Here is an 11,721-nt window from a genome sequence, read left to right on the forward strand (position 1 = left end):
AATTCATTGGTCAATTCGCTCAGGCAGCCCAAATCGCGAAAATAATGGCGTATGAATGAAGTTTTGAACGTGCAGGATTTGATTTTCTTTGGTTTCGATGACGTGGATGCCCCAGGGTATCAGGCCAGAGCCCTCTTTGTCCGGCATATACTGGGCCAACGCCGGATAACCGCCATTCACCGTAATGGGCACAAATCGCGAACCTTCGCAATGCCAGCGAGTAAGCGAATAGAAGGCGGACAAATCTTCCTTGCCGCGGATCCACATCTCGAAGGGCGGCATCGACATGCAGCCTTCCTCGTGGAACAACGCGACGAGCGCAGCAATATCGAATTGCTCGAAGGCCTCCACATACCGGGACAGCAGCTGTTGCTCCGGTTGAACGTCCATGCTGCTGAGCTCATCCGAGCGAAGCTGCGCCCGGTCCATCGTCTCTCGGGCTCTTTGCAAGGCGCTGTTCACCGCTGCCGGCGACATCGCCAACGTTTCCGCGATCTGCTTGGAGGACCATTCAAATACATCCTTCAAAATGAGTACCGCGCGCTGCCGCGGAGGCAAGGTCTGCAGGAGAGCGATGAAGCACAGTTGAAGGGTATCTCTGCGGACGAGCCGATCCTCCGGATTGCCCCCAAAGTCGGGAGACGGCCAGATCCAGGCAGAGTCCGGCAGCGTGTCGCGCGGCTCTACGATGGCGACGGCCGGGTCGAACAGGTCAACGGGAAGCACTCGGCGTTTGGATTGTCTCAGCTTGTCCAAGCACAGGTTGGAGGCAATCCGATAGACCCAAGTTTTGAACGAAGAATCCTGTCTGAACGTGCTCCAGCTCTGCCAGACCCGAATACTCGTCTCCTGAACGGCATCGTCCGCATCGTCCATGGAGCCTAGCATTCGGTAACAGAACGAGGTTAAGCCCGGCTTCAAGCTTGCAAATAATGGTTCGTCAAATGCGGTCTCGTTCATCGCGGCCTCCCTTAACAATCTCCCCGAAGGGTGGTACCTTCATTATATGCAATGAAGCGGACAGCCTCAATCCTAATAAATAGGCAGGATTTAGTACTCATGGATAAAAATTAGCACGATCGTACTAATAATTCAATAACCAATAAATTAACTTAGAAATAATTCGCAATACCTCACGCCAGGACCTGAATACTGGAGCTATCCTGCCCTTGAGCAGGAGGTGTGACTACTACTTAGTTATATCCGCATTAATTACGAACCCCTAGACCTAGAAAAAAGTGGTTGTTCACAAAAGTGAACGACCACTAACGAACTTTATTTCCTTGATCACTTAGCGAATTAGGCAAACTTCACAACCTTGTTCTTGCCTGTTGTTTTGGCGCGATACATGGCTTCATCAGCTTGTTTAATGAGTTCCTCCGCGCTTAAACCGTTCTTATATTTGCTGTACCCGATACTCGCGGTTACAATCGTTTCATTCTCAATGCGACTGCGGATTCGCTCTGCGAACGCATCCATTTTCACGTGGGGATCGGACACCAAGATAACCATTTCTTCACCGCCATAACGGCCGGCAATCCCGCATTCCTCAGCTTCATCCTTCATAATTTGCGCGACCTGCTTGAGCACGTTATCTCCCATTTGATGTCCTTGTGTATCGTTTAACTTTTTGAAGTTATCGATATCACTGAACAAAATGTAAACTGGCAAGTGGCGCTGAACGTGTTGTGTAACACGGTTGTAGAAAAATTTGCGATTATAGAGTCGAGTTAAACCGTCTGTAATTGATGAATTGTAGATGGCTTGCATGAGCTCAACGACACGTTCAAAGAGAATCATAAATAAGAGAAAGTAATAGATGACAGGCAGTAGATTGACTGCCAGGATAAGCACTGGCTGCGCATTATCATACACATACGTATTTAGAAGGTGAGACGTCTGGAATAAAAAGTAAACCGTCAAAGCCAGTTGATATTTCATTTGCTGACCGATGTAGGGTGGAATCATATAGAAGCAGAGAAAAATGAGCACGAATACATATAACTCAAGACCAATATCTTGCAGAAGGCGAACCTGATGTGCAGTCCCGCTGTATATATTTGGAACAATATAGTGGAGCGTAGAAACGACAAATCCCATGATGATCAAGCCATAGAAAAATATATATTGCTTGCGGTTCGTACGATTATATAATTGATAAATTCCCATATTTATAAGTACAAATGAAATGATTTTGAGCATAATCTGCGAATAATCAGCGAGGCTCGTGTGGATCCCGCTAAGCAAGAAATAAATAGATAGTAAGCCATGGATGCCAACGAAGATGAGCGATATCGTCATGGACATATACGCTTTTTTGCGTCGGTCTAGAAACAACCGAAGTGAGATCACGAACATGAGCGCAACCATAACGACGATCATGGCATGGGATAGAAACGAAGCTAATTCACCGAAAAGTAATTCCATGATGTCCATGAGTTCCTCCAAGTTGGTCTATTTTTCCACAGATGTAGACTCTATTATAAAGGAAAAAACGGAGCAGGGGTAGAACATTTGTGCTGTAGAGGTCGTGTTCTCTTTTCTATTCGACTGACACAAGTTACAATAGGTAAGGTAAGCTCAAGGATTTGGGAGAGGGGCTCATGCAATGAACATATTGCAAGCATTGTTTTTTCCCCCGGAACAACCGGGAGGGGTATCATCCATGGTTCCCTATATTTTGGAAAGATTTAATAAAAAAGGTTGGGAGATGGAACTGTTCTCGCTACCTAAACGTATTCGCGGCAAAGGAACCGAGGACGTGTCATTCGCTACATTTGATTGGCGGAAGTATGCCGGGAACCCAATTATTGATAAATACATTCAAACCTATAAAGATTATGTATGGTGGACAAAGCTCAGAATTTCTAAGAAATTTGATATTATACATGCCCATCATCCGATTGCTGCACTGGTTATGAAACAAATTTATCCAGATACACCTGTCATTTTGACCATTCACTCCAGTTTTGAGCGAGAGCTAATTTTAAATGGGCGCATTGTGGAAAATGGTGTGGAACATCAATTTCTAACCCAGATCTATGGGGAGTTAGAGGCGAAGGTCGATCAAATTATTACGGTTTCAAATTCATTTAAACAGTATATTGCTGAATATGTTCAGGACAGTGAACGCATTGGCGTCATTCCAAATGGCTTTGATGAGAAGCGATTTCGTCCGATTTCTCATGAAAATCAAGTCACGCAATTTATTACGGTTTGTCGTTTGGTTCCCGCGAAGGGCTTGGATACATTGCTCATTGCATGCGGCGAGCTGAAGAAACGTGGACATCCTTTTGTTCTGCATATCATTGGCGATGGACCGTGCCGTGAAGAACTTGAGAAATTAGCCATCGAGCATAATATTTATGAAGATACGATTTTTTATGGATATATGCTTCATCCGGAAGAGTTCATGCCATTCTTCGATGTGTTTGTTCTGCCATCTCGTGCGGAAGCCTTCGGGTCTGTATTCGCAGAAGCAGCGCTATGTTGGTTAGCTTTGATCGGTACGAATGTGGGTGGGATCGCTGAGCAAATCGAGCATGGTCACAATGGCTTGCTAGTACCTGTCGGGGATGCCATGGCATTGAGCCATGCCTTGGAGAAAGTCGTCATAGATCCTAGCTTCCGCTACAATTTAGCACGAGCTGCATGGGAAAAGGCGAAAAAAACCTACTCATTAAATCGTGTGCTTCGTCAGTTGAAAAGTGTGTATGAACGTTATCAAGTGAAGGAACATATAAGTCAAGAAGAAACAGGTCAACAGGAATAAAGTTCATAAAGGAAGGCGTTAGAGCCATGAAACGACTGCGGTTTATACATGCTGCCGATTTGCACTTAGATAGCCCATTTAAAGGCATGTCGGCGCTTCCTGAACGGGTTCGAGAGCGAGTTCGAGAATCGACGTTCGAAGCGTTGAAGGAGCTTGTGGCGCTTGCGATACAAGAAGAAGTAGATTTTGTACTGATTAGCGGGGATGTCTATGATGTATCGGATCGTTCACTGCGGGCGCAAATTCGTTTTCAGAAAGCAGTAGAGCAATTGGCGACAAAAAGCATTCCCGTTTATATTATACATGGTAATCATGACCCCGAGGATGGACGTGCCGCGAAGTTGGTTTGGCCGGCAGACGTTCATTTTTTTGCGTCTGAGCATGTGGACACCTTACAGGTTGTGAAGGAAGATCGTGGCATTATCGCAGAAATTCACGGAATATCCTACGGGAGTTCAGCGGTTACAGAGAATCTTGCTTTGAGATTTAAAAGAGGACAGGCTGGGGTCTGTCAGATTGGACTTTTGCATACGAATGTCGATGGGGATCCTCATCACGATAATTATGCCCCATGCAGCAAGCAGGATTTAATTGATGCTGGCATGCATTACTGGGCTCTTGGACATGTACATACAAGACAGGTTATAAACCTACAGCCAGCGATTGTGTACCCAGGCAACATCCAAGGCCGGAGTATTAGGGAAACAGGGCCTCGCGGTTGTTATCTCGTAGACATCGATGAGAATGGACGAGCAGAGCTTATATTTCGCGCGTTAGACACAGTTCGTTGGTTTCAAGAAACACTATCCGTGACCTCAATTACATCGGAGCAAGTATTAAAGGATAGCTTAGGCGAGCTATTGGATCGGCTTCGCCAAGACGCTAACGGCCGAGATGGGATTGTACGCATTGTATTGGAAGGTCGTAGTGGAATTCATGAACGACTGCGCAAAGGGCTGGCCTTACAAGAATTGATAGATGAGTTAAGAGAAGATGAAGTGGAACGGAGCAGCTTCGTGTGGATCGAATCGATCGAAGATCGAACGGCCAGTGAGCTTGATCTGGCAGGTATTATGGAAGAGAAGAGTTTCCTAGGCGATCTGTTAAGGTATGCGGCGGTGCTGCAAAGTGATGAGGAGGCTCTGGATGACTTTGCAAGCGAGGCACTTGCAGCTTTGCAGGGAATGCCTCAATCTGCTGGGAATCCAGCTGCAGCAACGTATGAACAACTGCGCGAATGGCTGCGCTCTGCAGAAGTGCTAGTTGCAGATTTGCTAACGACGGATGGAGGGGGACCTGGATGAGAATTATCGCCATCCAAGTCGATGGATTTGGCAGCTTGCGTGATCGGCAGCTGCATACAGACAGTAATTTGGCCGTATTCTACGGCGCCAACGAAGCGGGTAAGAGCACGCTCATGGGCTTCGTCCGAGCGGTGTTGTTCGGCTTTCCGACGCGAACGAACCGGTCGGAGCGCTACGAGCCGCTGGGCGGCGGCGCCCACGGAGGCGCGCTAACCCTGCTCGATGAGCAGGGTCAGCGCATCCGCGTCGAGCGCTACGACGCGCCCGCCACCGGCGGCAAACGAGCCTCTGCTGGGCTCGTCAAGGTCACACTCGAGGGTGGCACCACCGGCGGCGAAGAACTGCTGAACACGCTGCTAGGCGGCCTCTCGGCCGACCTCTATCGCAGCTTGTTCGCTTTTGGTTTAACCGAGCTGCAGGAGCTTCGCTCCCTGCAGACGGACGAGCTCAGCGGCTATCTGTATAGCGCTGGGCTTGGTGTAAGCGGCTCGGCCATCATGGAGGCCGAGCGTAAGCTGACGGCGCAGGCCGACGGCCTGTACAGACCCCGCGGACGCAATCAGGAGATGAATCGTCTCCTGAAGGAGCTCGAGGGTCTGGAGCAGTCGCTGCGCCGCAGCCGTGATGGGGCAGCCGACTACGATCGGCTGCAGGAAGAGCGCCGCGCCGCGGAGGCGCGCGTTGCTGCCCTGGAGGGGCAGCAGGAGGCGCTGCGCGCGGAGCTGCACAAGCTCGGCCTGGCCGGCAAGGCGCGCAGCGGCTGGCGCCGCTTGCGGCAAATCGGCCGCGAGCTGGAGAGCTTGCCGGCGCGGCCGGGCTTTCCGGAGCAGGCGACGGCAAGGCTGGAGGCACTCGAGGCGGAGCAGGAGCGCCTCCAAGCAGAATGCGACAAGCTGCAACTACGTGTGCAGAGCTTGCGCGGAGAGCTGGCTGCGCTCCAGCTGGAGCCCAAAGTACTCACTCATGGAATCGAGCTGAACCACTTGCTGGAGCAAGCGGCTAGCTATGAGGAGCATAAGCGCCAGATTGAGCAGCTTCAGGTTGAGGTTTCACATCAACGAGCTCAAGTGGATAGACTGCTATCCAATTTGGATGTGCAATGGGATGAGACTGATGTTGCATCGTTCGCCGTGACGATTTCACTACGTGAACAAGTGCGTACTTATAAGGAGCAATTCCGGAACCGAACGGAGCTTGAGTTGCGCATCCAAGCAGAGTTAGAGAGCATGCATACGCAGGTTGCGCGAGGACAAGAACAGGTAGGTCATCTTGAAACGGCATGCAAAGGATTACAAGCAAGCTCGGAGCAGATAGGCGCTGATCCATTGATTTTATTACAGAAATTAGCTTCGGATTATGCGCGATGGCAGCTAGTAACAAGTCAATTTACACATCTACAAGAACGTCAAGCCGAGCAGCATCTATACTTGCAGAGTCTCGAAGATGCGACGAAAGCCGGTAAAGATGCAACGCGTGCATTTCGTCAACGTATGATGATAGCAGCTGGCATTCTAGCACTTATCTTGCCGTTATTTATCGGATGGCAGGGAAATTGGCTCGCAGCTGCATGCATTTTCCTTATTTTTGCTGGGGTGACTGGCTATATTTGGCTTATGGGGCGTCATGTGGAAGGGAGCAGAGCGTCCCGTGCCATGCCTCCCATGATTGTTCATGATCATCGTTTGGAGCAGGAGCTTGGGCAGCTGGAACACCGCATTCAGGGGCAGCTACGCCATTTTGAGCACGTGTACGATCAGCAATTCAACCAGCAAGAAGCTGCTGCTGCAACAGAATTTATCAAGCAGGGATCTTATCGGAATGCAAGTATGTCGATTCAAGACCTACAACCACATCTGGATGCTTGGTTCCGTGAGATAGATAAAGGTAAGCATGTACATAGTGAGCAGCTCCGCAAGCTCGAGAAATTAAGGGATGCACGGGAAAATTTGCAACTGCTTCAGCAGCAAGTCGAGCAGCGGATACACCATGCAGAAGAAGTTAAGAAAGACACTCTTCAGATCTACACCGCCTGGGGGGAATGGTTGCAAGGTCTAGGGGTTGGCACACATCTATCGACAGATGCCTTGCTAGAAACGATCCAGGTCATCGAGTTGGCACAAGAAGGGTTGCGGCAACTTCACAAAATAACATCAAAGTTAGACATGTTAACTGAAACTGTTCATACCTATGAAGAAACGGTTCGTCAACTGCTTGAATTGCCCCCTTCCAACCAAGATTATTTATTTGCATTGAAGCGATGGAAAGAAGATGAGCAGCGCCAATACGTGCGTATCGCGGAACGCAGGCAAACTGAACAGTTGATTGAAGAAACGGAACAAACGCTGTTACTGGCTCAGCAACATATGGATCGGACACAGACACGTCTTCATCAACTATTACAAGAAGCCACTGCGCAAGACGGTGAACACTTGCGAATTATGGATCGCGAACTGCTGGAACGCAAGAGGTTGGAAGATGAAAGCAGGGTACTCCATGCCTCCTTTGAATCGTTAGTAAGCCGATCATTAATGGCGGGCTTTATGGAGTTGATGGAATCACAGGGAGAAGAAGATCTGGCACTTCTTGCTGCTTCGCTGCAACAGAAGCTGTCGGAGACCATCACACAAACGAATGAGCACAGAGAGGTCATTGGCAAGCTTTCGGGGCAGATTGAGAAGCTGGAGCAAGGGGCAGAAGCGGCGAATTTGCGATTGCAGGCGGAAGGAATTCGAACGACGTTATCTCAGCAAGTGAATCAATATGCGGTGGCTTCGTTTGCTGCGCTTTTATTGAAAAAGGCGCGTGAACTATATGAAAAGGATCGTCAGCCAGGCGTGCTTCAGCGGGCATCTATGTATTTCACAATGATGACGAACGGTGCATTTGAAGCTGTAAAAGCACCATTCGGTGAACAACGATTACTCGCGGTAAGAGCAAATGGTCAACAGGTCGACACGAATCATCTTAGTCGTGGGACAGCTGAGCAATTGTATTTATCCATGCGATTTGCCCTTGTAGAAGAGTATGGCGGTAAAGCTATTCTACCGTTGGTTTTGGACGATATTCTGGTGAATTTCGATGAGGAACGGATGGAAAGTTGTTTGCGTGTCCTCGCTGAGTTGAGTCAGCGTCATCAGGTGTTGCTATTTACCTGCCATGGTCATGTACGCGATGCGGCAGCTAAGATAATTCCTGATCACTTGTATATTCAATTATAGAGGTTGACCGGATGTTTGGAACACGCAATTATAGAAGGCATGAGATGGGAGGGACTGGAACGTGGAAGGAAACGAGAAACGGAAAGATCACAGAGAAATTTCCTATCAAGTCGGATGGAAAAAAGGCAAGATTCAGTGGAATGAGAGCGCGACAGACGCACTTCGAGCACATCAGGACAATCTGGAGGACGGGGAGACGGAAAGGAAGCGTCTACAGCTGCTATGGTTTCCTGCGATGAAGCTTCCTCACGTAATGATTCTACCGTTGCTTTATGCGCTCCCAGTCATTAGCTTTGGCTGCACGTTATTGCTCATTTACGGATTACGTCAGCACTAGCACAAGGTCTCAAGGTCTCAAGGTTTCATGCTTTCATGGTCAGATGAAAGGAGGGGTCAGGAATGAATTTATTTTTAGCTATTCTAGGTGCGGTGGTCGGTCTGTTTGTGACAGGTGCCGGCATCTATACCGCATGGACAGTACATCAGTTATGGAGGCAGCAAGCAGCTTCGCCAAGAGCCATTGGCCAAGCCCAGATTGCGGTTACCTATTTCTCCAGATGGACGATCATGGATTACTCTGTCATTGGTTTATTTATCATAGGTCTTCTACTCATGATCGCAGTGCTAGTGGCTGTGGGTCGAGATCAGACGGAAATTGCGAATTTCCATTGGGCTTATTTACTTACAGGTATTATCCTTTCTGCGATGGGGATGCTGTTATTGTTCATACGGTTGATTATCGTACTCAGCTTCCTGCCAGCGAGTGCACTACAACGTACTTCGGCGGTTACGCCAGATCATCAGCACCAACCAAACGACACTGACTACGCCAAATAGCGGATATAAAGCGGTTAATAACGTTTTAAAGCCGATGTGGCTGATGGCATAGCTGAGAAGTAAAATGGCGATGAGCAACAATTTGGGAGGTATCTTGATTCGTTGCTGGAGCTGCATGGATAAGCCATAGGCATCCCCGATAAAGGTCGTGAATATTTCACCGTAAATAACGAGTAAATAAGCGACTTGCGGGAAATAGCCTAGTTTTGTCATAATATTTCCCATCGGAATTTCAAACTGTGCAATGCCTGGCATTTGTGCGGATAGGGCATAATGTGCGGATAGAAGAAGCAGTCCAATGCCTGCACCTCCAAGCAAACCGCCCCAATAGAGCACAGCGCGATCGCGAATCGCACCTCCCATTGGAACGAGCACAGCTTGTGCCATGGCCAAATTAAATGCCGTGTACAGAAATGGTGCAAACCAGATACGAACCATAGAATCATCGCTTGAGATACGCAGCCAGTTGCCGGACGTTGGTGAATGCCAGGTGTACACGACAATGACGAAGCTGAAGAGCAGCATAATCGGTACAACGATGGAGTTTACAGTCATGATGGCTTTGATCCCGCGTGTTAGAACGACATAAGAAAGTACGAGCGTGATGAGTAGCCCTGTGGTGTACGAGAGGTGCAGCTGTTCTTCAAAAACCGTCCCTGCACCCGCTAACATAACGGTTGTAATGCCAAACAGAACAACCATCATAAACAAGCTGATCCACTTTCCGATTTTTTCACCAAAAAGCACTTTATTCAAATCCTCATAGGATTCTGCTTTCAAGTCATGTGCCATAAGCATAAGTTGTATGCCAATCCATATGAACAATACGGTTGATAAAGCGATGGTTAATGTTGCCAGCGAGCCATAGCGAGTGAAAAATTGAAGGATTTCTTGCCCGGAAGCAAAGCCAGCCCCAACGACGGTTCCGATGTAGGTGAAGGCGACACGGACAATCTGTGCATGATTTCGCATATATTGCCTCGCTTTCTTTCGTTTGATATAGTACAAGGTATGTTTGTACGTAAGCTTGCATGACTGTAACTTGGGGCAAGCCCTAGATGATGTCCTATTTCAGATATTAACTTAGATGATGATTTGCACGGGAGTGTGTCGGTTGAGATGGAAACTCTGATTGATTTTGTTAGTCAATATGGCTATATAGCTATCTATATTTTGATGTCAGCTGGACTCATAGGGCTTCCTCTTCCAGATGAAACCTTGATGACTTTCATTGGTTCTTTGACCGTAACTGGAGGTCCTTTCGAATTTGCTCCCACCTTAGCGGTTACCTATGCAGGCACGATGACAGGCATGACGATCAGCTATCTGATCGGGCACCGTGTGGGTAAGCCTTTTCTTACACGCTATGGCAAATGGGTTAAACTCACACCAAAGCGAATTGAGCAGGCGGAAGGCTGGTTTAAGAAATACGGTCTATGGACGGTTTTCTTCGGTTATTTCGTACCTGGTGTACGTCATTTCACCTGTTATTTGTCCGGCGTTAGCGGCGTGAAGTTTTATAAGTATATTTTGTATGCGGGAACCGGGGCGCTGCTCTGGTGTACAACCTTTCTGACACTAGGCCGCTTTATCGGCAACAATTATGAAAGTTTTTTACAGTTGATGCATACCTATATGGGGATTTCATTATTCATATTGGTCATTCTCGCTGCAATTGGTGTACTAATCTACCTTCGTTTTCGCAACCATCACATTGTTGTATTGAAACGTAAACCGAAAAAAAGACCATGAGATTCAACCTCTAGGGGTGAATTCATGGTCTTTTTTTTAGTTCATGCAAGTTTAAGAATTTGCAAAAAGCTTAATAGACTGGATTGTATTATCATGGGGGTCGAGATCGATCTTAAGCAGCGTACCTTGCGCTTTATAAGACAATACGTAGGTGGATTTCGTATCAGGTTTACCTAAGATGGCGATCGCATCCTGCCCACTTTGCCCTAAACGCAAGCCATGCAACCCTGGATCAATGTCAACTGAATGCACATCTACGAATTCAAGCATTCCTTTGCTATTGAAACCAACCGAAAAGTCGTTGAAATCGTATACCTCAATGTTGTCATCTTCCATCAGGAATTGCTTCTTCACTTTACCAAAGCGTTCCAATACCGTAGATTTCGGAGTGCCAAGCTTTAAGCCCATCAAGGTAGGCTTTTCTTGCTGGTACGCATCCTCAGCTTTAACCTTCGGTTTAGCGGAGGGTTTCGGGCTTGTGAAAACTTGCGATGAGGATGCATCGCTTGTATCCACATTGGTAATACCAGCTACTTGTGCCTCATGTTTAATGCTTTCGTCTACCACAGGTGTTGCCGTCGGAGTTACGACGATAATGGGAGGCGTGGTTTCCTCAGTTACTGGTGAAGGTGCATACGTTGATGTTACGTCTATGGTAGCCTTTGGAGCAGGAGCAGATGATTCTTGGCATCCAGTCACCAAGAATGATGCAATTGCAACAGGCATAAAGCCTATAACGATGGGTCTAATTAGGTTGTTCATTGCCATCTATCCTTTCCTCCGAAGAGTAGTTGAAGTGAGAAAAACTTCTATCGAAGTCCTTCGAGGATGCGCGACC

The 11,721-nt window shown here is 47.8% G+C and carries 10 protein-coding genes; 6 read left to right on the forward strand and 4 right to left on the reverse strand.

Annotation, left to right across the window (positions count from 1 at the left end; genetic code table 11):
- Positions 1 to 3 precede the first annotated feature (3 nt).
- Both ASG89_RS06620 and ASG89_RS06625 read right to left on the reverse strand, forming a co-directional pair.
- A complete protein-coding gene (locus ASG89_RS06620; protein WP_057309814.1) occupies positions 4 to 960 on the reverse strand; it encodes a sigma-70 family RNA polymerase sigma factor in 957 nt (318 codons plus the stop codon).
- A 339-nt stretch (positions 961 to 1,299) separates the two neighbouring features.
- A complete protein-coding gene (locus ASG89_RS06625; RefSeq protein ID WP_063867743.1) occupies positions 1,300 to 2,436 on the reverse strand; it encodes a GGDEF domain-containing protein in 1,137 nt (378 codons plus the stop codon).
- A gap of 172 nt (positions 2,437 to 2,608) precedes the next feature.
- Between ASG89_RS06625 and ASG89_RS06630 the strand changes: the two genes are divergently transcribed.
- The 5 genes from ASG89_RS06630 to ASG89_RS06650 all read left to right on the forward strand — a co-directional run bounded on the left by ASG89_RS06630 (position 2,609) and on the right by ASG89_RS06650 (position 9,131).
- Positions 2,609 to 3,772, forward strand: a complete 1,164-nt coding sequence (locus tag ASG89_RS06630; protein WP_057309815.1) for a glycosyltransferase family 4 protein — start codon at positions 2,609 to 2,611, stop codon at positions 3,770 to 3,772.
- Positions 3,773 to 3,798: 26 nt separating this feature from the next.
- Positions 3,799 to 5,076, forward strand: coding sequence for a metallophosphoesterase family protein (locus ASG89_RS06635; RefSeq protein ID WP_057309816.1), 1,278 nt, complete (start codon positions 3,799 to 3,801; stop codon positions 5,074 to 5,076).
- Entirely contained in the window at positions 5,073 to 8,294 is a 3,222-nt protein-coding gene (locus ASG89_RS06640; protein WP_057309817.1) for an AAA family ATPase, read from the forward strand. Before ASG89_RS06635 ends, ASG89_RS06640 begins: the two co-directional genes overlap by 4 nt.
- A 61-nt stretch (positions 8,295 to 8,355) precedes the next feature.
- Positions 8,356 to 8,631, forward strand: a complete 276-nt coding sequence (locus ASG89_RS06645; RefSeq protein ID WP_057309818.1) for a hypothetical protein — start codon at positions 8,356 to 8,358, stop codon at positions 8,629 to 8,631.
- A gap of 62 nt (positions 8,632 to 8,693) precedes the next feature.
- Complete coding sequence (locus ASG89_RS06650) at positions 8,694 to 9,131, forward strand: hypothetical protein (RefSeq protein ID WP_057309819.1); 438 nt, start codon at positions 8,694 to 8,696, stop codon at positions 9,129 to 9,131.
- On the opposite strand, the gene ASG89_RS06655 is transcribed toward ASG89_RS06650, so the two are convergent.
- Entirely contained in the window at positions 9,063 to 10,103 is a 1,041-nt protein-coding gene (locus ASG89_RS06655) for a hypothetical protein (RefSeq protein ID WP_057309820.1), read from the reverse strand. The two genes, ASG89_RS06650 and ASG89_RS06655, sit on opposite strands and share 69 nt — an antisense overlap.
- Before the next feature lie 147 nt (positions 10,104 to 10,250).
- Between ASG89_RS06655 and ASG89_RS06660 the strand changes: the two genes are divergently transcribed.
- The gene (locus tag ASG89_RS06660) at positions 10,251 to 10,883 is read left to right on the forward strand and encodes a DedA family protein (protein ID WP_057309821.1); all 633 of its coding nucleotides are present in this window, start codon (positions 10,251 to 10,253) and stop codon (positions 10,881 to 10,883) included.
- Between the two features lie 51 nt (positions 10,884 to 10,934).
- Here ASG89_RS06660 and ASG89_RS06665 read toward each other — a convergent pair whose 3' ends face one another.
- A complete protein-coding gene (locus ASG89_RS06665; protein WP_057309822.1) occupies positions 10,935 to 11,651 on the reverse strand; it encodes a hypothetical protein in 717 nt (238 codons plus the stop codon).
- Between the last annotated feature and the right edge of the window lie 70 nt (positions 11,652 to 11,721).

The sequence above is a fragment of the Paenibacillus sp. Soil766 genome (assembly GCF_001428105.1).
Taxonomy (GTDB): domain Bacteria; phylum Bacillota; class Bacilli; order Paenibacillales; family NBRC-103111; genus Paenibacillus_E.

Coding starts and splice junctions, on each gene's coding strand:
- ASG89_RS06620 (WP_057309814.1), bottom strand. CDS start 960: ATGAACGAGACCGCATTTGACGAACCATTATTTGCAAGCTTGAAGCCG.
- ASG89_RS06625 (WP_063867743.1), bottom strand. CDS start 2,436: ATGGACATCATGGAATTACTTTTCGGTGAATTAGCTTCGTTTCTATCC.
- ASG89_RS06630 (WP_057309815.1), top strand. CDS start 2,609: ATGAACATATTGCAAGCATTGTTTTTTCCCCCGGAACAACCGGGAGGG.
- ASG89_RS06635 (WP_057309816.1), top strand. CDS start 3,799: ATGAAACGACTGCGGTTTATACATGCTGCCGATTTGCACTTAGATAGC.
- ASG89_RS06640 (WP_057309817.1), top strand. CDS start 5,073: ATGAGAATTATCGCCATCCAAGTCGATGGATTTGGCAGCTTGCGTGAT.
- ASG89_RS06650 (WP_057309819.1), top strand. CDS start 8,694: ATGAATTTATTTTTAGCTATTCTAGGTGCGGTGGTCGGTCTGTTTGTG.
- ASG89_RS06655 (WP_057309820.1), bottom strand. CDS start 10,103: ATGCGAAATCATGCACAGATTGTCCGTGTCGCCTTCACCTACATCGGA.
- ASG89_RS06660 (WP_057309821.1), top strand. CDS start 10,251: ATGGAAACTCTGATTGATTTTGTTAGTCAATATGGCTATATAGCTATC.
- ASG89_RS06665 (WP_057309822.1), bottom strand. CDS start 11,651: ATGGCAATGAACAACCTAATTAGACCCATCGTTATAGGCTTTATGCCT.